Genomic DNA, 23630 nt, shown 5'->3' with positions numbered 1-23630 from the left:
TTTTAAATGAAAAAATTAGCTATTATTATTTGTTTGATCAGCACTTTCTCTGGCTTTAGCCAAAACATATTTACATTATCGGGAAATGTAGAAAATGAACAGGATAAAAAAATTTCCCTGGGACAGGTCTATTTATTAAACGAGCAAGAAAAGCTTATCGATTTCAGTATAGTCAAGAATGGGGATTTTTCTTTGGATGCTGAAAGTGGTAGATATCGGTTAAAAGTTGAAGTACTTAATTATGAAATTTTTGAAAAAATCATTGATTTGGATGAAGATCAACGGTTTGACATTATATTGGAAAGTCTTCCTGATCATCTGGATGAAGTACAAATAACTGCTAAGCGAAAAACACTAGTTTATAAAAACGGCAATATCAGTATAAATGTTGAAAATTCTGTTTTTGAAACCCTTCCACAAGCAAAAGACGTGCTCGCGAAACTTCCTAAAGTTCAGATCAGCCCAGATGGCGAAAATTTGAGCATATTAGGGCAGGGAATTCCGTTAATTTATCTCGAAAACCAACAAATTCAATTTCAGGAATTGAATTCTATTCCAGTGACCAATATTAAGAATATCGAAATTATAAATAATCCCGGTGCGCGATATGAAGCCGACGGAAGAAGTGTGATCATAGTTCACCTGAAAGATCAGCGCGGAAACGGATTTAATGTGAGTTTAGCTGAAACAGCATCTTTTAAAAGAAGATTTAATAATTATGCTTCAACCGCACTAAATTATAGAAAAGATAATTTTGCCCTTACTGCTAATTTTGAATATAACCAGTTACATCATTGGGAAAGTAATCAATCAGAATTTACGCTTTTGGATGAGGATATTTATTCCAGCTATAATGTGGTTACATCTGCACCAAGACCGCAAATCGTTTCCGGACTTAACTTATCCTATGATCTCGATGAAGACACCAAACTGTCAACAAGCATCAATTTCAGAACCGATAGTGAGGACTTTCCCATAGAAACAGAAACTTTTTTGAATGACGGTTTTCAAAGAACCGATATATTAACACTCACCCAGAATAAAGCCCAGAAAAACTACCTTACTTCCCAAATAAACTTTAATAAATCCTTTTCCAAGGAGCAAACTTTGTTTCTGGGTGGCCAATATTCAAGATTTGGCCAGGATTTGCAAACGGAAATATACAATAGTACCAACCAGCAGGATTATGAATTTATAGATTTAAGAGATCAGGATTTTAGTATCAAACGGGGCAGTATGCGGGTTGATTATGAAAATAAAATTAGTTCGATATTTAATATTGCATTAGGGGCCAACCTGGCATTGGCCAAGGCAAATGCATATACATATATTAATTCAGAAGCACAAAACTATGGTTATGAAGAATCCATTTATGCCTCTTATGCCGATCTTTCCGGAAACTTTAAAAATTGGGACTATCGAATGGGATTAAGAATAGAGAAAAGCCAAGTGAAGGGAAATTATGACCAAGAACAAAATTTAGTTATAGATCGGAATAACCTCAATTGGTTACCATCAATACAACTTAATTATACTCTGGAAAATGAAAATACGCTGTCTATAAATTACAAAAGAAGCCTTCAAAGACCCAATTATTCCAATGCCAGTTCAATTAGAGCCTATCTTAATCCATTCCTTGAATTCTCCGGAAACATAAATTTAAAACCAACGTATACTGATGAAGTTTCCCTGAATTATCAATGGAAAAAATTATCATTTGAGGTGGGTTATTATACCGAGAAAGATCCTGTGTATTATAGCGTTGATTTTAATGAAGAGATGGAGCGCTTAATTATGTCTCCCAATAATTTGGAAAGAGAAAATGGAATGTACCTGGAACTTGCTGCACCCGCAACCTATAAATTCCTGACTTCTACCAATTCCCTTTTATTTGCATATTCTGAAACAATGGATGCAGCCGGAATTCAGGCATTCGAAGCCAAACCTTTTCTTTATTATTATTCCCATAATGAGTTCGATATAATCCCTAAAACTCAATTCGCTATTAACTTTTGGGGACAGACTACCAGATATGAAGGAATTTATAAAAGAAACTCCATGTTTGTTCTAGGAGCATCCTTTTCAAGAACTTTTTTTGAAAAATTGCAAGTGAGTTTAAACTTCAATGACATTTTTCAGCAAATGAATTATGGGGAAACCTATCAAATCAATAATATTTATACAAACAGCCTGTTTTTTGCAGACGGACAGGAAATAGCCATAGGTTTAAAATATTCCTTCGGAAAAAATATAAAAGACGCACCTCTACAGAAGAAAGTAGATGAAGAATTGGATAGGCTTAAGTGAGATTGTTCAAAAGCTGATAGGCAGAAACCTTCTGTTTTACAAAGTAAAACCTAGAAGGTAACCTGCCACAATACAGTAAGCCATTTATTAATTTAAACCTTGTTGAAACTTATGGTTATAGTTTTTAAAAGCAATTTTTAATTACTCCTTTTTTGTTCATCACTATTACCGAAATTTCTATTTTTAACATTTACTTTTTTATTTCCAAATTCATAGGAAAGTGAAATTCTAGCATTTCTGGAACTCTCATTTTGCCTGTAAATTTGCTCTATTCCATTTACAGAAGAAACATAATTATTAAGACTGGCTGTATTAAAAACATCACTAAATAATAAGGACATTGTAAGGCTATCAGTAAAATTATGCTGTAAGCCTAAGGACAAATCGAACATTTCCCCGACACTAAATAAGCCTCTGTCATGCTGTGAACTATAATATGAGTTTACTTGAAGACTCGTTTTATCGCTTAAGGGAATAGTGTTGTTCGTAGTTAAATAAATCTGAACCCCGTTTTTAGGTGTAGTGCCAAAATCTTTGATAAATTCAGTGTGGTAGCCCAACACGTTAATACTATTTTGACTTTTCAGCCACCTAAGTTTTGTAAAAGAAAAATTTTCTTTCAATCCGTAATTAAATTGCTTGTAATAGTTTTGCCTGGTTATAATTTGCGTTTGGTCATTTGCATCCGTGGTAAAGACTGTTCCTGAACCATCTGAAGTTATACTTAAGAAAACACTTGAATTCACTTTTCTTTTATATATGTGCGATAGTTCAATATTATGGGAGAATGAAGGTTGTAAGAAAGGGTTACCTACACTATAACTATTTGCATTTATATAGAAACGAAAAGGATTCAAATTTCTGAAATTTGGCCTGTCAATTCTTCTTCCATAAGTCAAAGCAAAATTATTGTTATCATCCTTGGCATATGAAAGATAAAATGTCGGAAACAGCTTTGTATATTTATTAGATACCTCTTGATCCAGCTCTTCATTAACACCTTTGGTTTTCGTGTCTTCTAAGCGTAAACCAAATTGCATCTGTATTTTTTCACTCAACTTGGTATTTCCAGAAATATAACCAGCCAATACATCTTCCTTGTATTGAAATTCATTAGACCTATTTGGGTCTACAACCTCAGAGCCAGAAGTTTTATCATAATATAAAACATCGCTGTTAGTATTCGTAAAACTTGCCTTAACCCCATAAGAAAGGTTTATCTTATTTAGTGGAAACTCTACATCTATTTTTGAACTAAAATTTTCTATCTCCTGGTTGGAGATATTCAGGGCAGCGGAATTGATACCTTGTGAAACTCCAGCTGTATTGAATTCTTCATTAAAAAAATCACGGCTGTTTTCCGAATCGAATGTAAAATAATCCGCATCGAAAGAAATGGATTTGCCCAAAGAATCTAACTGAGTTATCGCGTGAAAATTTAAGCTATGGTTTTGATTATCTACCATATTATCACCCTTATTGACCAAGGTTCGCTCTAAGTTGTCGTCATTATCAAATATAGAAGAAGTAGTTGTAGCCATTATATCAGGCGCTGTATTGTTTCCTAAATATTGTATGCCAACCGTCGTTTTCTCAGAAAGGTTATAATCAACTAAAAACCGGCCCGAAAACTGGTCTTTACCTAATTTTGAATCCACGTCAATATCCCAGAAATTGGATGGGTAATCTATTAAAAGCCCTTCTAAATTTTCAACATTTCCCTTGGTAGCGTTTATGCTTGCAGAAATAGAAATTCTATCTTTATTAAAAAAGAAATTATTACTGAGTGCACCATAGTTAAACCTGTTTTGATGATAAGAAAGCGTGGTTGAGTTTCTCCAAGAATTTTGAACACCTTTTTTTAATACTATGTTGATTAGGCCTCCATTACCAGATGCCTCATATTTTGCTGGGGGATTAGTAATAACCTCTATTTTTTTAATATCACTCGCTGAGATTCCATTTAATAGGCTCATTAATTCATCACCCTGTAAAGGAGAAATTCTGCCATTAATCATTACCTGAGTAGCCCCTTTTCCTAAAATCTCTAGCGTGTTATTTTGAACTTGGACACCCGGAGTTATTTTTAAAACATCCATTCCGTTACTTCCAGTAGAGGCTATACTTTTTTCAACATTAAAAACTAGCCGATCAATTTCCTGTTCTATAATCCTTCGTTCAGATACAAGCACAATTTCATTTAAGGATTGTGCATCTGCCTTCATATTAATTGTCCCTAAATTAATATCATCCTCTACAGATACATTTTTTACAATTGTAGCATATCCTACAAAGCTTACTTCAACATCGTATGTTCCCGGCTCCACTTTTATTAAAAATAAGCCATTTTCATCCGTGGTAGTCCCGGTTATAATTTGGTCATTATCCTTAATAATAGTTACGTTAACAAAAGGGATTACCCCAGTTCCATCCACGACTTTACCTTTGATCGTTTGCGCATAAAAAATGCCTGGAATTAATACTAGCATTAGGAACGCTAATGTTCTCATTTGTGTTTTCATCTTGTATTATATTTTTGATGGAACAAAAATGAGATACCAGTGTGTATAGGGCGACCGAAAACCTAAAGTCGAACTCATTTATTAGCTGTAAATGAGTTCGACTTTGTTTTGCAAACGTTCGACTTTAAGTTAAGTGATTGATTTCAAGCCTATTTTTCTAAATTCGGTAGGTGTCTTTCCTGTATGTTTTTTGAATGCAGTATTAAAAGAAGATTTAGAATTAAATCCTACTTCATATAAAATCTCCAATACAGTTTCGTCTTTTTTAGCCGGATCGACTAGAATATCCATCGCTTCTTGAATGCGATATCCGTTTACAAAATCAAAAAAGTGCTGATTCAACTTCTGGTTTATTGTGATGGAAAGCTCCCTGGAATTCATCCCCATCTGATCAGCTAGATTTCTGATTGTTAAAGACGCGTTTAAATATGGTTTTTCCTTCTCCATATAAGAAGTTAATTGATTAATCTGCTTAGAATTTGTATGGAATTCTCTTGGATTTAAATCTTCAACTAAAACAGTATTTGAGTTAACTCCGTTAAACAATTCAGGATATCTCAAGGCTTTTAAAACGTACCAGCAAATAACGATTAGACCTAAGATACTTAACACTAATTGAACTGATTCGAATGTATTTTCCCTAAAATCCACAAATTTTAAGATATTTTTTAGAATAACAACGCTATGAATAACTGCCGAAACGAATGTGAATTGAAATAACCATTGAAATACTTTTGATCCAGTATCAGAAAAATTTTGTTGATATATTCTTTTATATCGATTTAAAATAACAAAAATGAATATGATATAAATAATAAACTGTAGCTCTATAGAGACATGAATATAAATAACTTCATAAATTCTATTATAATCCTCCCAAAGTGAATATTTACTTATTGTGTTTACACTATAAAATCTCGGAATCATCACTAAATTGGCAATCACAAAAGGAATTATGTGCCATGCATGTTTTGGTTTTAATTTAAAATCTGAATAACAAACAGAGAGTACATAAAAATACAAAACAGGCATTTGCAAAAAAGAAAGCAAACTTTTCGCCATTCCAAAATTGGATAAACCAGGGAGATATAAATATTGAAACCAACCGCTTAAATCTATGGCACTTAAAATTAAAAAAGTAGCAAAAAGTTTATTGCTTATTTTATTTTTAGATTTTACAGATAGTAAAAAAGAAGCAAGTAACAGGCTGATAAAACACGAGAGGATTGCTATAACTGTTAATGAGTTTACCTGATTCATTATTGTTAATTATACGTATTATTTAATAGTAGATTTTAAGATGATTTCCTGTATTCGGTTGGCGTCTTTCTTGTATGTTTTTTGAATGCCGTATTAAAGGAAGATTTAGAATTAAAGCCTACTTCATATAAAATCTCCAATACAGTTTCATCCTTTTTAGCCGGATCGGTTAAAATATCCATGGCTTCTTTAATGCGATATCCATTTATAAAATCAAAAAAGTGCTGATTCAACTTCTGGTTTATTATGATGGAAAGCTCCCTGGAATTCATTCCCATCTGGTCAGCCAAATTCCTAAGAGATAAAGAAGGGTTTAAATATGGTTTTTCAGTTTCCATATAAGAAGTCAAGTTCTCAATTTGGTTGGTGTAATTTGGATCCTGCCCGTTATCATTTTCATCAGCTAAATTTTGGGTCAAAGCTATTTTGGAATCTACCCCGCTAAAAAGATTGGGATAGCGAAGGGCTTTTAACACATACCAGCAAACAATACCTAAAACAAACAAGACTACTACAGTTTGAGCATTATTAAATACATCTACTTCACCGTAATACTTTAAAATATTCTTTATTAATGCGACAGCATATAGCAGTGATGTAAAAAGCAATAGCTGAAACAACCATTTATAGGTTGCTATGGTACTGCTGGAGTAATTTTCCAGGAAAATTTTCCTGGCTTTGTTTAAAACTATAAATCCGGCGGTTAAATATATAATAGCTTGCAGGTGGAGCGAAATATGTAAAAAGATAATTTCGTAGAGATGATTATACTCCCCGAATAGTTCTAATTTTTGAGCGGTATTGGTCAGATAAAACCTCGGGAGCATCACTAAATTTGCGATTAAATAAGGCAAGGCATGCCATAAATGCTTCCGTTTTAATTGAAAATCTGAATAACAGACAGATAATATGTACAAATAAAATATGGGCATTGGCAAATAAGCCAGTAAATCCTTTGCTATAAGCAGGTTATTTACAAAATTAGTAGGCTCTTCGAGAAATAGACGCAAAAACCAACTGGAGAATTCCAAAGCATTTAAAACCAAAAAAGAGGCGAAAAGCTTATTGCTGATTTTATTTTTTGATTCTACCGAAAAAATAAAAATAGCCAAAAGTAATGCTATGAAGGTGGAAATTATCCCTGCAATTGTTACTAAATCAACCTCTCTCATTAAGTTTAAGCTTTTGAGTAACCAAATGTAGTTTTTAAATGCTGGTTATACAATTATCAACTGTGTTGCAAAAGCGTAATTCTTTTTATAAGGATCCAGTTTCAAGTAGTTATATCGGTTATTCTGTTTATGATAATAATAACCCTTAAACATCTCTTTTTTTCATTGCGACCACCGGGAGCAATCAAGATTGTGCCCACAGGCACACATCTTGCGGACTAAAACCCGAAGTTGAACGTTTTAAAGTTTTGCAGGATATTTCTTCCCATGCGATCAGCTTTCCAATTTAATTTAGAAGTAGAATTTAGCTATTCATCCAATCCTTGAAATCATTGGTTTTGGATCTGCTGACTATAAATTCCTGGTCCCGTGGATTTATTATAGCTAGTTTGACCCGATGATTAAAATATGACTCTATTTTTGAAATAGAAGTTTTAGAAACAATTTGTCCCCGGTTGATTCGAAAGAATTTATTTTGATCAAGCGAATCAAATAACTCATCAATATTTTCATTTATAATATAACGTTTTCCAGAAGCCACACCGAAAGTGATGCTGTTTTCTGAATAGCAATAAGATAGCTCCGAAGTCTTGATCTGTAGAAATCCATTTCCCTCCTTAACCAATATCCCCTCACGTATATTCTTACTCTGGATACTGCCAAGAAGTTGTTTCAGAATGTATGGTTCTATCGGTACATTTTTAATGCTTTTGTTGAATTTACTAAGCGCATTATTTAAATTTTCCTGCTGAATGGGTTTAAGCAAATAGTCTACACTGTTCACTTTAAATGCCTGGATAGCGTATTGGTCAAATGCGGTTGTAAATATTATTGGAGCTTCCAAATCAATTTTCTGAAAAATTTCAAAGCTTAATCCATCGGCCAATTGTATATCCATAAATACCAGTTCGGGAGCTTCGTTTTTTTTAAACCATAATATGGCATCTTCTACTGTATCAATTATGCCTAATAGTTCATAATAAAAACCGGACGCGCTTATCATACGCTTCAACTGACTTGCTGCTCGCGCTTCGTCTTCAATGATCAATATCTTCATGACTATTCTTTTCTTCAGAAGTACTTAATAAAGGTAGTGAAACAGTAAATTCCCCTTTACCATTTTCAATTTCAATAGAATTCTTAGAAATCAAAGCGTATCTCCGCTCTATATTTTTTAAGCCAATCTTAGTAGAGGGTAGTTGCGATGATTTAGGTTGTATTCTATTGTTGATTACCAATTTACCATCCTTGACAAGGACATTAATCACTAAAGGTTTAGCATTGGAAATAACATTGTGTTTAATCGCATTTTCCAACAATAGTTGAATACTCATTGGTACAATCATATCCTTCATGGAAACTTCTGGAATATCCCAAATTACTTTTAAATTGTCCCCAAAACGTTCAGCTTGAATGTGGGTGTACGCTTTAGCAAATTTAAGTTCATCTCTAAGGGTAATTAAATTGGCATTTTCTGATTCCAACAAAAACCGATAAATATCGGACAGCTTATCCACGAAAACCATGGCCTGCTGCTTGGAGTTTTGATCGATGATATCACGAAGCGTATTTAGCGTGTTAAAGAAAAAGTGAGGTTGCGCCTGATTTCGTAGTACGTCCAGTTGTGCCTGTACAATGGCTTGTTTTGATTGTTCCTCTTCCCGAATAGATTTTTTAAGCCGCACATAGAAATAAATAGCTTCATAAATTGCCATGGTCATGATACTGATAAGGATAATGGAAAGTAATGCTTTGGATCGGCCAACAAAATTATAATTTTCGTTTGTTAGAAATGAGAGCATCGTAAGGCCAATATAATCTACAAAAATTACGGTAATGATGATGGCAATAATAAACAGAACGATACGCCGTACACTATCCTTAAGGTCAGGAAATTTGTTTCGAAGCTGAATCATTATTGCCCTGATAATAAACCAATCAAAGGTGGAAAACAAAAACGAAATTCCCCAATTAATGATAATCTCGCTAACTGGGTGTTCCTGGAAAGGATTGGTAAATAGAAAATACGTGGTAAAACTTAAGGTAAGAATGCCCAAAGTTTTAAACCAGAAATCATCAAACCCTAAATAAAGTAAACGCTCTTCTTTATTGTAAAACATTAAATTAGTTATTGTGCGAGCAAAGGAATACCCTGCTTCGCCTGATAAAAAATAAAGCCTATCCAAGAAGCGAATAACAATCCAAAAATACTTACTACAATAATATTATTTCTACTGGATAAACTCCACTTTTTGGAAACCCATAAAGCGAATAACGGAATTATCTGTAAGCCGTGCAATGCAAAAAAGTGGGCAATTCTTAAATCACCTCCTTTAGTGCTCCAATTGACCAAAGGTAATCCTGCTCCTCCATCAGCTACCCCAATGTTGTGAGCCAATTGACTGGTCATTTGACCACCTACCCAGCTACCGAAAAAGACTGTAAGCCAACCCAACAATATTGCCCATTGTAAAACTTTGGTGGTGTTCAGTTTCAAACGTATTGTATCAACTATAAACAGAACCATTAATAAAACATTTATGCCGACCAAGAAACCCATTGACAAAAATAGAATTCCATCGAATGAGGTGGTGGTGTTATAATGTGAGTGAATACCTCTTGAGGCCTGAAATACAATGATTATAAATTCCAATAACAATGACCAGGCTGTAGCATTATTTATTAAATGTTTCTTTCTTTCTGAATAGGGATACTTTGTTATCAAATAGCCTACGGTAATAAGATAAACCGCTATTGAAATTGAAAACTTCAAAGGTTTTAACCACACATTAACGCCCATAAGAGTTCTGTCATCGATGATGAGGCCTACCAGACACCCAATGCCTATTAATATTATGACTATCGCAGTCCAGTAAATCATTGAACTTCCATATTTTACTTGCTTAAGAAGGTTATTAATTTTTCCTTGAGCATCTATCCATAGCCTAATAATAGTATCGGTAATCATATTTTTCTTAATAGTTCCCTGGTGAAAAGAGAGAATGAATCTTCCTTTGGTTACGGTTTCGTTCTTCATCGTTTGTTATTTTTAGTTGCTTTTATGACTATGAATATTAAGAAACCTAACGGGCCAAACATGAATGTTAAGAAAAGACATGGGGCAATTAGTAGTTGATTCAAACCCAGAAATTTGTTTTGATTTAATATCCATATACCTACAAGAAGATCAAAGGCCAAATAATGAAGCCATCCAGCGAGTACTGCATTTTCCTGGGTAAATATGGTCATTACGGAAGATAAACTGGAAAAATCCATAATTCCATAGTCCATTGTATACAGAAGGATATAAACAGTGTAAAGGACCGCTAGTATTATTGGAATTACCCTATGAGCTATTAGAAATCTTGTGATTTTCCATTGTGGTAAAAAAATCATTAAGAACCACATGGGTAGGACTATTGCATTTGCCATGGAAAAAACTTCTATTGGAGTCATTAGTGTTATGTAAAGGATTAATGACTCAAAAGTCTTGACAATCAAACAATACTACAATAGAATAGTATTGAATCGTCGTTTATTTACCTTGAAATGTTTTGTATTATTGTTGCACTTTTTCAGCAATTAACCCAAACATTAAAGTAATTTTGGAGAAAAACACCTTATAACGAATAGGGCTATCAAGTGATACTGGAGTGCTGTAAATTTTTTTAGGTGTTTGAATTATGCAGAAGCTCAAGCTCCTTAAGTTTTTTACCGCCTTCTTTACGAACGCTTCTTAAAAAACGTTCCGCCAAATTTCTGGCATAATCACTGTCTTCCATGCTTAAGTCATCTATTGTTTTAAAGTTGCTATTATACTGTGCATGGCAAAGCTGGTTATACACCTTTTTTGAAGTGAACGATTTTTTTGGTAAAAACTATCTGGGGGCTTTTACTAAAATTTTTACAGAGGTTTAAAAGAAGGTCGAGTTCAAAGTAGTGTGGTTTCCATTCCCAGTAAACCCAGATTAGCGCCGAATACCACTGCCATAAGGTATAATACAAGTATATGGTGGGTTTGGACAAGCTATTTGCAAAAGGAAAAAAAATGAAAAGTGCAATGACAGAATATTCCAGAAATTCAATTGTTCATATTAATTCTATTAATAAATCTCTATTTGAATATATATCAGGAAGAGTGAACAAGAGGATAATTGGTGATATTCTTATATTCCATTTATATATCCAAAAATATTGGGATAAAACTAAAATTAATATTTTTTCTATCTTTATAACACCAAAGACGATCAAATAAAATTAATCTTATAGTTCTTTCTAGTTTAGTGAATGATTCGGTGAATATATCCAGAATTTAGAATACAAAGTCGCGGTTTCAAAGGACAAATAAGGTCTTTTAAAACTCCTGTCATCCCGACTTTTTAAGATATCAAAATATCACAAATAAAGGGTAATTGTATGTTTTTCATATAGTTACCCTTTTTTGTTTCTCAATATTTAACAAAACATTTTAAATTTAATGTGAGCTAATCGTGGATCAAGCCTAATATTGTTGTGTTTAAGCAAAAATTGTAGTTAATCTATATAAGAAGAATTCAACATTTTTCACTCCTCTAAACTGAGCCCTAAACGCTTTTATTTTTGCATTAAAGGATTCTGCTGAAGCATTCGTACTTCTGTTGATAAAGTAATTGAGAATGGATCTGTAGTTCAGTGTTATGGTGTTGGCTATGGTATTAAAAGCCTTAAACCCCGTATCCTCTACATCCTTGTACCAGTGGGCTAGTTTTGTATAGGCCCCTTCTTTTGACTTAGCATTGTTAAATATATTTCTAAGTCTTTGTGTAAGCTTAAAGGCCAACTTTATATCGGGGTATTGCTCGAAGAGTATTTTGCTACGCTCGTGCTGGTTCTCTGTCCAATTTGAAGGTGCTTTATAGAGCAGGTACCGGCTGCGGGCTAATAATTGTTTTCTGGTATCCCCATTAGCAAAGGTTTCTGGACTAAAACTTTTCTGTTTTAACCTGGCTTGTTTGAGTTGTTCGTTCTCCAGATCTATAGCCTCCCATCGGTGCTTGATCCTAATATCCTGCAGGGCTTCAAAGGTGAGTTTCTGCACATGGAATCGGTCGGTGACCTGTATGGCCTTAGGGAAGCATTTCCTGGCAATGGTTTTCATGGAATTGGCCATATCTAGGGTGATCTCCTTGACTCGGGCTCGTTTTGAAGTTGGTATTTTAAGAAGCTGTTCTATAATGGGTTCTACCTTGGTTCCCGAGAAAATAGCTACGATACTGCCCTTTTTTCCCTTAGCTTTTTTATTGGCAATAATGGTATACAGCTCCCCTTTGGAGAGTGCGGTTTCATCTATAGAGAGCTTGGAGCTGATATTCTCGGGGAAGATGAGCCATTTCTTTGAATGGGATTTTTGATCCCAATCTTTAAAATCACTTAAATAATTTTTGTACTGGCGTTGGAGCTTCTTTCCATTGACCCCGTAAAATCCACCGATGGTATGACAGTCGGAGGCTTTAATACTGACCAAGTACTTTTAAAAAAGCAGCGAACTCGACGGTCATACGGGTTCCCTGTGCTACTAAGTTCCAGTCACGCTGAATAACCTGTTTGCTTTGTTTATTGAGCCACCGACGGCGTTTTATATGCAGGAATACCTTTTTACCACGTACAGGAAAATCCTGGATTGTTATTTCCTTATGGAACCCGTGTGCTATGACCAGCTGGGAGGAGAACTCTTTAGGAATCTCCGGCTTCTCTTCAAAATGTAGGTGTAATATATCTCCTTCTGTTTGATGACCGGTAAGATCAAAATGGGTGATTAATAATTCTGGCAATAATATCTTGAATAGGTCTATATATGGATCCAATGCTTCCTGTTTAGAAAACAAAAATCAAACTATTATTTCAATTCACACACAACTTTTGAGAATGATCCCTAATCGTGAGTTCATGGCTATAACTGTGAGTTAATCGTGAGCTTTTTTATTGTATTTTTATACGTCTCATGTTCTATAATTACATGTGCAGTTTGACTTCGTATTCTTAATGATTGTTTAATTTAAATTGTAAAGCTATGCGTACCAGTCAAACCTTTTCTATTTCTTTTATTGTCCGAAAAAAGAAAAACAAATCAGATCTAGCCCTTCTTTATGCCCGTATTACCGTTAACGGTAAATTCCTCGAAATTAGTTTAAAACGTACTATTCCAATTGATAAGTGGAATCAGGCTGCAAATAGAATAAAAGGGAATAGTATGGAAAGTCAGCAGATCAATAAAAAGATTGATGAAACCAAAGCATTATTATATGATGCATATGATACTCTCGTGAAAGAAGACCAGATTATAAATGCACAGAAAATCAAGTCACGATACCTAAAAAGTGATCAACAACATTTTACACTAACCTATTTAATTAATTATCATAAAGAAAAAATGGATAAAATTCTGAAGTATGGAACAATGAAAAACTACTACACTACAGAATCTTACTTGAAAAATATCTAAAAACACACTTAAATATTTCTGATATCTATTTAAAGCAGATTGATTATCAATTTACTCTTGGATTTGAAAGTTTTTTACGAGCCTTGCCAGGTCTTCATAATAATGGAGTAATGAAGCATATGGAGCGTTTCAAAAAGTTAATGGGCCTAGCCGGAGATTTGGATTGGATTGAAAAAAATCCTACTAAAAAATTCAAGTTACGTTTTGAACAAGTAGATATGGTATGCCTAAACAAAACAGAGCTTGAAAAGATTAAAAATGAAATATTAGAAAAACCCGTATTATCTATTAACAGAGATATTTTTATTTTTTCTTGCTATACTGGCCTGGCATATGCAGATGTCAAGGCATTAAAAAATTATCATTTGCAAATTGGGATTGATGGTAAAAATTGGATTTATACCAGAAGAAGTAAAACTAATACGGCCGTTCGTATACCGATATTGAAAGAAGCTCAGGAAATTCTAGACCGATATAAAGGGCATCCAAAAATTGATGGGAAAGAAAAATTATTACCGGTTTATTCCAATCAGAAAACTAATGAATATTTAAGAGAAGTTACTGATAAACTAAAAATTAAAAAGAAATTGAGTTTTCATACCGCCCGGCATACTTTCGCTACTACCGTTACCTTGGCAAATGGAGTTCCAATAGAAACGGTGTCAAAGCTTTTAGGGCATTCTAAAATATCAACTACACAAATCTATGCTCGGGTAATTGACTCTAAAATATTTAGCGATATTGATAATTTGAGAAAAAAATTGAACAGCTAAATAACTTTTGGCATTAGCCTAAGATTACCTAACCCCCCGGTAATCTTAATTTTCGTCATTAAAAAGCTTGTGAGCGTGATTTCCCGAAGGACAATCAGCATTGCAATCGAGCATGGACTTTCGATTTGAGATCAATTTAAGTTTTGTTTTTATATATTCTCGCCTAGCGTTGCGACATGCGCGATTAAAAATGGCCATATTTCCTTGGCCGCGGAGTTAGCAGTTCTTTTGATTAATCAGGTTTGGTCAAAATAATACTGGAATAACAAAATTAATCCGAGTATGATGAGAGTCAGTTCTCCAAGTAGTATTTTTATATTGTTTGCCTGAACAAAATCTGTTTTTTCTCTTTTGATGAAATCTTTTAAGGTCCTGATTCCGAAAAACAGACCGGCAGAAATCAATATTAGTGCGAAAAATAAATTCACAATGCTTTATAGAGGTTTTAGTTTTCATTTCTGTTCGAACGGGGGGTGTGATTGTCCGCAGAACAATCAGCGCAGCAAGCGAGCACGGAGTTTCGATTCAAGACTGATTCAAGCATTGTTTTCATATAGTGTTGTGGGTAGTTATTCAGTCAGGACTTACGTATGAGAAAAGTTTTCCATTCTCAGTTGCCCCAACATATCCGAACCCTTTTTTATAAAAATAGTTATACCCCTTGAAGTCACGAGTTAAAACTTCAACCACTAATAGATTTTCATAATTACAAAAAGGGGTGCTCAATTTACCGGACAAACTTAAAACCACGTGCTTTTTTTTAAAATCAGCACTTAACCATTCTGCCCCTTCAAAAATTTTATCTGGTAATTTAGTGGTGTCATATTCACAACATTCTTCAAATTGTCTAATCATTCCATCTTCTTTTCTTAAATAGATCTCGTTGGATGATCCGTCTTCCCAATTTTGAATAAATTTTACATAATTCTTATTTTCAATGGTAACAGTGTCGGTTAAGATCTCTTGATAGAAGGTTTCTTTCCAAACTATTTTCTTTTTTTGAATATCTAGAGGAAAATATTCATCGTCTTGAAATCCCCCACAGATGTCCTTTAGATTTGATTGGGCGTAATTTGTATTAGAAAACATTAGAATTAAAATCAGTAGTTGAAATTTCATTGGTACTGTATTTTTTAATTGTAGCCAACGTCCCGTATAAAAACTGTGCGAGCTGGCGTGCGTGATTGTCCGCAGGACAATCAGGCGTTGCAAGCGAGCCCGGAGTTTCGATTGAGACTGAATTAAGCATTGTTTTTAGCATCGATGAAAAAGCAGTAAATCAAGTATCTTAAATAAAAAAAACGATAAGATATGGACACTCAATCTACTGCTTCAATTCCAAAGTTATACGTTGGTATTGATATTCACAAGAGAAGCTGGAAAATACATTGCAGCACCGATCTTTTTGCAGGTAAATCCTTTTCCATGCCACCTGTTCCTGAACAGTTATTTCAATACGTGAATAAACATTTTCACGGGTATGAAGTTTCCACTGCCTATGAAGCTGGCTGTTGTGGCTACTATGCCCATCGTTCTTTTGAAAGCTACGGCTGGAAATCCTTAGTTGTCAATCCTGCAGATATTCACCGTAAAGGAAAAGAACGACATACCAAAACAGATAAAATCGATGCCCAGCTTATCAGCAGGGAACTCAAGGATGACCGCCTGGAAACCATTGTAGTTCCCGATAAAAAACGAGAGGAACTCCGCAGTCTATTCCGTCGTCGAAATGATCTCGTTAAAGAGATGCGCCGCATTAAATCAATGATCAAAATGCAGCTACTTTACTTCGGAATCAAAGAACCCGAGGAATTTGATAATGACCACTGGAGCCACAAATACCGAAACTGGCTGGACAACCTGTCTTTTGAATTTGATACTGCCCGTGAAACCTTAAACAGCCGCGCAGTTTCAGGTTCACAGATCAGGAGTTGCGACAGGTTACCAATCAACTCCGCGCGTATTGTCGTAAACATTATAAAAAAGATTATTATCTCTTAAAAAGTATTCCAGGTATTGGTGGAATTGTTGCCGTGGGCATTCTCTCAGAACTGGGAGACCTGCGCCGGTTCAATTCCTTAAAACACCTGGCAGGTTATGTTGGTATTGCCCCGGGAATACATCAAAGTGGTGCTTCAAATAAAGCTATGGGAATGAATCCCAGGTCAAACCGCCTGATCCGATCCTATTTTGTCGAAGCTTCCTGGCAGGCCATTCGCACAGATCCGGTAATGCAAGCTTACTATCGTACACATTTAGGAAAAGAGGACAAAAAGATTATTATTAAAATAGCTCACAAACTCCTCAGTAGAACTCTGGCAGTTATAAAAACAGAAACTCCCTATCAAATAGGTGTGGTTGCATAAAAAAAATAATACTAACCAGCTCAAAACCAATTTCAGCCTGGATCACAAAACAATGTACGTGGCCAATTTAGGATCACATTTTTTAGCTAGTGGACAGGCTTTTATAATCAAAATCATAATGATGCTGGTGGCATCGCCCAGGCGAGGACCACATATAGGATGCTGAGCAGGTTATAAGTATTGAAATATTGACAAGTAAGCAGGTGCTGAAAAGACTTGCCAACATTTCAACACTCCAAAAACATCATCAGAATGAAATAAAATAGAAAATAAAATATTAAATTTGAGAGAAGGACTTATTGCTTTTCATAGGATATATTGTTGCCCACTGGCTTTTATTTAAATTTATCAAAAAAACCGTGACTATCCCAAGCTTTATATAATTTGGAATAAAATACTTTGGGCTGTATTTTCATCAGATTTAGATTATGCATTATTCGCTCAAACGCAATGTAGGTGGCAAATGAATAAAACACTGCAAAGTTTATTTGCTCCGTATCGAATACCTGAATGTTATTTAACCTTTCTATTGAAAATATTAATAAATAAAGAAAAAAGGAGAGGTAGATAACAAATCTAATTCTGTTTTTATTTGCAAGTGATAACGCCAAATCCAAATTTGATTTTATTCTTTTACTTGACTTATCATAATTCATTACGTAGTTAATTAGTCTTATGACTTTTTCACAGAAAAGGGTTGTGAAAATTGTTCCTATAACTAAAACTAAATACAGGATTGTTGCTGCGTTCAAAACAATATCAAAGAAGTCTGAAATTAAAATTATGAGCTTATATATTCCAAAAAAGGGGAAAACAAAGGCATACATTAAAAAAAATAACACCTCAAAAAGGGGTGCACTCAGCATTAAGAGAGCAGCTGGCAAACCAATAATATTCTTTATTTGTTTTAAAATAATCCAGTCAGGAAGTAAACTGGAAGTTGATGATATCGCCATATAATAAAGCACGTATGAATAAGGAACTTCATAATCTTCTTCATAATAGTTTACCCAATAAGCCAATCCAAAAAACACTATGGAGGAAATTATCAAGAAAATGTTCTTTTTAAACCAATTCTTCATTTTTCTTAGCTTGTGGGCAACGTTGATCTAACTGCCGTAGTCGCATTTTTGCGGCTATTGCAGTTAGATGTTGTGTGTGCCCAGCATGGGCATCTTTTCTTTCACCGAAAGGTAAAAGATTAATCTAAAGGGTGCAAGTCCCTTATGGGCGGGGGTGACGCCTTGAACCATTAGTAAGCCGCAAGGTTGCCAACTGCGAAGTTGGGACTGAAGGAAGCGGGACTACAAACCCTGGTACTGACGAACAGGAACCGGATATGAGGCTACAAGGTTGGATGAGCAAGCACATCATTGTGATGTCCTAAACATTTCTTTCGAAATGAATACCGAAATAGTAGATCCGGCAGGAATCAGGGGAAAGAAGATGTTCTTACCTGGGGAGATCTCCATAGCCACGGAATGGCTTGATGGAGAAGTCAGCCGAAGTCATAGTAGCCGGCCACCTGATAAGCCGGTGAAGGACTGAACGATAATGGTCTTTAATGAACCTTGGAGTTATTTTATGTTACGGGATAGCCTTCCGGTAAAATAATAGCCTTCGATCAAGCGAGACAACAAATTTGTTTTAGTATTAATGATTAAAGAATTAACAAGTAAAAAGAACCTAAACCAAGCCTTCCGTCAGGTGTACCGAAACAAAGGGGCAGCAGGTATAGATAACGTTCAAATAACAGGACTCCAATCTATTCTAAAAGCTCACGGTAAACAATACGCCCGGCAGATAGAACGAGGGGAATATCAGGTGTCTTCAATACTGGGGGTTGAAATACCAAAAAGCAACGGGAAGAAACGTTTACTCGGTATTCCCACGGTTGTCGACAGGGTATTTCAGCAAGCATTACATCAGGTTTTGCAACCAGTATTTGAGCCAGACTTCCAAAAGTACAGTTATGGGTTCAGACCAAACCGCAATGCCCATCAGGCCGTTGCACAGAGCCTTGAAAATATCAATTCTGGCTACCAAAACATCGTCGATATTGATTTAAAGAGCTTCTTTGATGAAGTGGCCCACGATGTCCTGTTAGACTTGATATTCAAAAAGGTAAAATGCCGGGCTACTTTAAAGTTATTGCGGTCATTTTTGAGAGCTCCGATACAAATTAACGGCAAGTTGCATAAACGCAGGAAAGGAGTCCCACAAGGTTCTCCCTTAAGTCCTTTGCTCTCCAATATTCTGCTCAATGAGCTGGATAAAGAACTGGAAAGGCGTGGACATCGCTACGTGAGATATGCCGATGATTTTAGTATTTACGTTCGAAGTAAACCCGCTGCGAAACGCGTAGGTAATAGTATCTACAAATTTCTGCGGGATAAACTCCAGCTTCCAATCAATAGGAAGAAAAGCGGAATACGTAAGCCTTTAACCTTTCAGGTACTGGGATTTGGTTTTGTGCCAACCTACAAGAAAGGAGAAAAGGCAAAGTATCAACTTGTGGCAGAAGCGTCAAAATGGGATACATTTAAGGCTAAACTTAAATATATTACCAAAAAGACCACTCCTGCAAGCTTTGAAGAACGTATCCACAGAATCAATTTATTGCTAAGGGGCTGGATAAACTACTTCAAACCGGCATCCATTCTAGGAAAGCTTAAAAAGCTGGAAGAATGGTTAAGGAATCGTTTACGATATTGCATTTGGCATCACTGGAAAAAGCCCGAACGAAAACGGAAAAACCTTATTCGGTTGGGAATTAATCCAGACCAGGCTTATGCCTGGAGTCGTACCCGAATGGGCGGCTGGGCAGTGGCTCAAAGTCCCATTCTGCGTACCACCATCACCGTAAAACGCTTAAAAATGAAAGGTTATGTTAGTCTAATCGAATACTACAATAGATGAGTTTCATTGTTGAACCGCCGTATGCGAGACCCGCACGTACGGTGGTGTGAGGGGTGCACTCCGTCATTTGATGACGGAGCCATCCACTCGATTGTGCTGCGTTTATTTTATCTCTCACAATGCAAAAATTCCTAAATTTTACCTTTTAAAATTACCAATTTGGCTGATCAGAATCGGCTAAATATTTTAATATTCACAAGCTAAAACTTCCAAAAAAAATAAAAAAAGCGCCACTTGCGAATTGATTGCGTCTGAGTGATTATCCGCTAACCCGTAGCTTTTTTTCATCCCGAAAAGACCAATTTCGCTGATAAACTTAAAGTTGCCGATTGCGCTCTGCTACGTTTTCAATGCCGCACAACGTCTCGTATAAAAACTGTGCGAGCTGGCGAGCTTGATTGTCCTGCGGACAATCAAGCGCTGCAAAAGAGCACCGAGTTTCGGTTTGGCAATGGTTTGAGCATTGATTTTATACTTTGTGTGTGCCCAGCATGGGCATCTTTTCTTTTACCGAAAGGTAAAAGATTAATCTAAAGGGTGCAAGTCCCTTATGGGCAGGGGTGACGCCTTGAACCATTAGTAAGCCGCAAGGTTGCCAACTGCGAAGTTGGGACTGAAGGAAGCGGGACTACAAACCCTGGTGCTGACGAACAGGAACCGGATATGAGGCTACAAGGTTGGATGAGCAAGCACATCATTGTGATGTCCTAAACATTTCTTTCGAAATGAATACCGAAGTAGTAGATCCGGCAGGAATCAGGGGAAAGAAGATGTTCTTACCTGGGGAGATCTCCATAGCCACGGGATGGCTTGATGGAGAAGTCAGCCGAAGTCATAGTAGCCGGTCACCTGATAAGCCGGTGAAGGACTGAACGATAATGGTCTTTAATGAACCTTGGAGTTATTTTATGTTACGGATAGCCTTCCGGTAGAATAATAGCCTTCGATCAAGCGAGACAACAAATTTGTTTTAGTATTAATGATTAAAGAATTAACAAGTAAAAAGAACCTAAACCAAGCCTTCCGTCAGGTGTATCGCAACAAAGGAGCAGCAGGTATAGATAACGTCCAAATAACAGGACTCCAATCTATTCTAAAAGCTCACGGTAAACAATACGCCCGGCAGATAGAACGAGGGGAATATCAGGTGGCTCCAATACTGGGAGTTGAAATACCAAAAAGCAACGGGAAGAAACGTTTACTCGGTATTCCCACGGTTGTCGACAGGGTATTTCAGCAAGCATTACATCAGGTTTTGCAACCAGTATTTGAGCCAGCCTTTCAAAATTATAGTTATGGATTCAGACCAAACCGCAATGCCCATCAAGCCGTTGCACAGAGCCTTGAAAATATCAATTCTGGCTACCAAAACATCGTCGATATTGATTTAAAGAGCTTCTTTGATGAAGTGGCCCACGATGTACTGTTAGACTTGATATTCAAAAAGGTAAAATGCCGGGCTACTTTAAAGTTATTGCGGTCATTTTTAAGAGCTCCGATACAAATTAACGGCAAGTTGCATAAACGCAGGAAAGGAGTCCCGCAAGGTTCTCCCTTAAGTCCTTTGCTCTCCAATATTCTGCTCAATGAGCTGGATAAAGAACTGGAAAAGCGAGGACACCGCTATGTAAGATATGCCGATGATTTTAGTATTTACGTTCGAAGTAAACCCGCTGCGAAACGCGTAGGTAATAGTATCTACAAATTTCTCCGGGACAAACTCCGGCTTCCAATCAATAGGGAGAAAAGTGGCATACGTAAACCTTTAACCTTTAAGGTATTGGGATTTGGTTTTGTACCAACCTACAAGAAAGGAGAAAAGGCCAAATACCAGCTTGTGGCAGAAGCGTCAAAATGGGAAATATTTAAGTCAAAACTTAAATATATTACCAAAAAGACAATTCCTGCAAGCTTTGAAGAACGTATCCACAGCATCAACTTATTGTTAAGGGGCTGGATCAATTACTTTAAACCGGCATCCATTCAGGGAAAGCTTAAGAAGCTGGAAGAATGGCTAAGGAATCGTTTACGGTATTGCATCTGGCATCACTGGAAAAAGCCCGAACGAAAACGGAAAAACCTTATTCGATTGGGTATTAATCCAGATCAAGCCTATGCCTGGAGTCGCACCCGAATGGGCGGCTGGGCTGTAGCCCAGAGTCCTATCTTGCGTACCACTATTACCATAAAACGCTTAAAAATGAAAGGTTATGTTGGTTTAATCGAATACTATAATCGATAAGTTTCATTATCGAACCGCCGTATACGAGACCCGTACGTATGGTGGTGTGAGAGGCGCACTCCGTCAATTAACGGCGGAGCCGTCTACTCGATTGGCAAATGTTCTTATTCCCCCAGAATTAATTCTTGTCTGTTAAATTTTTCTAATTGTAGTTTTAAAGAGGATTCTATCTCTGATGGAGTATGACTTCCAGCCCCTGTCTGCATATAAATTATTTTACCCGTTGGATCTATAATAATATTAGTAGGATAAGAATTTCCAAACAAATTTCGCACTTCTGAATTTGCAAAGGTCATTTCATATTGAAAGTCCTTTTTCTTTAAGAAATCAGTTATTCTGCTTTTCTGATCATCGGTAATTGCTATAAATCTTACATTTTCATTATTTCTATACTTATCAACTATTTCGTTTAAGCCAGGAATCTCTTTGATGCAAGGTGCGCACCAAGTTGCCCACCAATTAATTACAATAAATTGATTCTTGAATTGATTTGAGGAAATTTCTTGTCCGCTTATAGACTCAAGACTCATCTCTGGAAATTGAGAATTTATTTGAAGTGGCTTTTCAATGTTATTTACAATGGCTTTCTTTGATAACTTCGAATCTACTAACCATGCATATTTTATTTTTCTCGATGAGGAATCCATTTCCACAACCCGAACTGAAATTCTATTTCTGCCCCCATTAAATTCCATATCAATATCCTTTGTCCGATAATTTAAAGTATCAATTTCTTCAAGGGTTACTGTTGAAAAATTCGCTGGAATTCCGTTTGTTACTATTGCCATCCAATATCCTACAGTTGATCCTTGATTAAAAGTTCCTAACATTGCCTGAAGGGTATCAGATCCGGTCTCCAAATTAGAATAACTAAAATTTTGAAAGGGTAGATCCTTTTCAAAAGGGGCAAGAGTTTCAGGTAATCCTTTAGTGAAAACAAGTTCCTTGTAAGGATCAGTTTCTTTTGTTTCACAGGAACAAATGGAAAGTAGCATTACTAATACTAGCGGAATAGCTTTTAACTTAAATTCTAATCTTGTTTGAATCATCTTTTACTTTTAAATATTTGCCAACGTCCCGTATAAAAACAGTGCGGCGATTGCCGGCGATGATTTTCCGCAGGAAAATCAGACGCAGCAAGTACGCAAGACTTTCGATTAGACACAGGTTGCCGCATTGTTTTTATACTTTGTGTGTGCCCAGCATGGGCATCTTTTCTTTTACCGAAAGGTAAAAGATTAATCTAAAGGGTGCAAGTCCCTTATGGGCAGGGGTGACGCCTTGAACCATTAGTAAGCCGCAAGGTTGCCAACTGCGAAGTTGGGACTGAAGGAAGCGGGACTACAAACCCTGGTGCTGACGAACAGGAACCGGATATGAGGCTACAAGGTTGGATGAGCAAGCACATCATTGTGATGTCCTAAACATTTCTTTCGAAATGAATACCGAAGTAGTAGATCCGGCAGGAATCAGGGGAAAGAAGATGTTCTTACCTGGGGAGATCTCCATAGCCACGGGATGGCTTGATGGAGAAGTCAGCCGAAGTCATAGTAGCCGGTCACCTGATAAGCCGGTGAAGGACTGAACG

Annotated in this window: 19 protein-coding genes; 7 read left to right on the top strand and 12 right to left on the bottom strand. The window is 36.1% G+C overall.

Features of this window, described 5'->3' with window-relative positions; genetic code table 11:
- The first annotated feature begins 6 nt into the window (after positions 1-6).
- Positions 7-2307, top strand: a complete 2301-nt coding sequence (locus FG27_RS17095) for an outer membrane beta-barrel family protein (protein WP_037321260.1) — start codon at positions 7-9, stop codon at positions 2305-2307.
- Between the two features lie 137 nt (positions 2308-2444).
- Here FG27_RS17095 and FG27_RS17090 read toward each other — a convergent pair whose 3' ends face one another.
- From FG27_RS17090 to FG27_RS17045, 9 genes are all read right to left on the bottom strand, one after another.
- Positions 2445-4829, bottom strand: a complete 2385-nt coding sequence (locus FG27_RS17090) for a TonB-dependent receptor domain-containing protein (RefSeq protein WP_037321258.1) — start codon at positions 4827-4829, stop codon at positions 2445-2447.
- Positions 4830-4958: 129 nt separating this feature from the next.
- Positions 4959-6089, bottom strand: a complete 1131-nt coding sequence (locus tag FG27_RS17085; protein ID WP_037321255.1) for an AraC family transcriptional regulator — start codon at positions 6087-6089, stop codon at positions 4959-4961.
- A gap of 35 nt (positions 6090-6124) precedes the next feature.
- Positions 6125-7261: an AraC family transcriptional regulator gene (locus tag FG27_RS17080; RefSeq protein WP_037321253.1), complete on the bottom strand. Its 1137-nt coding sequence runs from the start codon at positions 7259-7261 to the stop codon at positions 6125-6127.
- 304 nt (positions 7262-7565) lie between these two features.
- Complete coding sequence (locus tag FG27_RS17075; protein ID WP_037321251.1) at positions 7566-8318, bottom strand: LytTR family DNA-binding domain-containing protein; 753 nt, start codon at positions 8316-8318, stop codon at positions 7566-7568.
- Positions 8299-9381 (bottom strand): sensor histidine kinase, encoded by a 1083-nt coding sequence (locus FG27_RS17070; RefSeq protein ID WP_037321249.1) that lies wholly within the window; start codon positions 9379-9381, stop codon positions 8299-8301. Before FG27_RS17070 ends, FG27_RS17075 begins: the two co-directional genes overlap by 20 nt.
- A gap of 8 nt (positions 9382-9389) precedes the next feature.
- On the bottom strand, positions 9390-10298 hold the full coding sequence (locus FG27_RS17065; RefSeq protein ID WP_037321247.1) for a hypothetical protein: 909 nt from the start codon (positions 10296-10298) through the stop codon (positions 9390-9392).
- Positions 10295-10717, bottom strand: a complete 423-nt coding sequence (locus FG27_RS17060; protein ID WP_037321245.1) for an ABA4-like family protein — start codon at positions 10715-10717, stop codon at positions 10295-10297. The genes FG27_RS17065 and FG27_RS17060 overlap by 4 nt, the downstream gene beginning before the upstream one ends.
- Before the next feature lie 1060 nt (positions 10718-11777).
- On the bottom strand, positions 11778-12764 hold the full coding sequence (locus FG27_RS17050) for a transposase (protein ID WP_037321241.1): 987 nt from the start codon (positions 12762-12764) through the stop codon (positions 11778-11780).
- A complete protein-coding gene (locus FG27_RS17045; protein WP_231563349.1) occupies positions 12751-13125 on the bottom strand; it encodes a transposase in 375 nt (124 codons plus the stop codon). The genes FG27_RS17050 and FG27_RS17045 overlap by 14 nt, the downstream gene beginning before the upstream one ends.
- Before the next feature lie 185 nt (positions 13126-13310).
- Between FG27_RS17045 and FG27_RS19455 the strand changes: the two genes are divergently transcribed.
- Positions 13311-13742: an Arm DNA-binding domain-containing protein gene (locus FG27_RS19455; RefSeq protein ID WP_231563348.1), complete on the top strand. Its 432-nt coding sequence runs from the start codon at positions 13311-13313 to the stop codon at positions 13740-13742.
- Positions 13721-14515, top strand: a complete 795-nt coding sequence (locus tag FG27_RS19450) for a site-specific integrase (RefSeq protein WP_369794142.1) — start codon at positions 13721-13723, stop codon at positions 14513-14515. Before FG27_RS19455 ends, FG27_RS19450 begins: the two co-directional genes overlap by 22 nt.
- Before the next feature lie 573 nt (positions 14516-15088).
- Here the strand turns inward: FG27_RS19450 and FG27_RS17035 are convergent.
- Positions 15089-15634 (bottom strand): hypothetical protein, encoded by a 546-nt coding sequence (locus tag FG27_RS17035; RefSeq protein WP_156101257.1) that lies wholly within the window; start codon positions 15632-15634, stop codon positions 15089-15091.
- A 192-nt stretch (positions 15635-15826) separates the two neighbouring features.
- Here FG27_RS17035 and FG27_RS17025 point away from each other — a divergent pair, with 192 nt between their 5' ends.
- Both FG27_RS17025 and FG27_RS18815 read left to right on the top strand, forming a co-directional pair.
- Positions 15827-16516, top strand: a complete 690-nt coding sequence (locus FG27_RS17025; protein WP_051935916.1) for an IS110 family transposase — start codon at positions 15827-15829, stop codon at positions 16514-16516.
- Positions 16517-16548: 32 nt separating this feature from the next.
- A complete protein-coding gene (locus FG27_RS18815; RefSeq protein WP_051935915.1) occupies positions 16549-16881 on the top strand; it encodes an IS110 family transposase in 333 nt (110 codons plus the stop codon).
- A 335-nt stretch (positions 16882-17216) separates the two neighbouring features.
- On the opposite strand, the gene FG27_RS17020 is transcribed toward FG27_RS18815, so the two are convergent.
- Positions 17217-17963, bottom strand: coding sequence for a hypothetical protein (locus FG27_RS17020; RefSeq protein WP_156101256.1), 747 nt, complete (start codon positions 17961-17963; stop codon positions 17217-17219).
- Positions 17964-18537: 574 nt separating this feature from the next.
- On the opposite strand from FG27_RS17020, the gene ltrA (FG27_RS17015) reads away from it, so the two are divergent.
- Both ltrA (FG27_RS17015) and ltrA (FG27_RS17010) read left to right on the top strand, forming a co-directional pair.
- Positions 18538-19800, top strand: coding sequence for a group II intron reverse transcriptase/maturase (gene ltrA, locus FG27_RS17015; RefSeq protein ID WP_037321233.1), 1263 nt, complete (start codon positions 18538-18540; stop codon positions 19798-19800).
- A 979-nt stretch (positions 19801-20779) separates the two neighbouring features.
- On the top strand, positions 20780-22042 hold the full coding sequence (gene ltrA / locus FG27_RS17010; protein ID WP_037315631.1) for a group II intron reverse transcriptase/maturase: 1263 nt from the start codon (positions 20780-20782) through the stop codon (positions 22040-22042).
- 104 nt (positions 22043-22146) lie between these two features.
- Here ltrA (FG27_RS17010) and FG27_RS17005 read toward each other — a convergent pair whose 3' ends face one another.
- Positions 22147-23091: a TlpA disulfide reductase family protein gene (locus FG27_RS17005; RefSeq protein WP_037321231.1), complete on the bottom strand. Its 945-nt coding sequence runs from the start codon at positions 23089-23091 to the stop codon at positions 22147-22149.
- Positions 23092-23630: the final 539 nt, after the last annotated feature.

The organism is Salegentibacter sp. Hel_I_6 (assembly GCF_000745315.1).
Taxonomy (GTDB): domain Bacteria; phylum Bacteroidota; class Bacteroidia; order Flavobacteriales; family Flavobacteriaceae; genus Salegentibacter.
The sequence above is the reverse complement of the archived record's forward strand: the minus strand, read 5'-3'. Positions and strand labels throughout refer to the sequence as shown.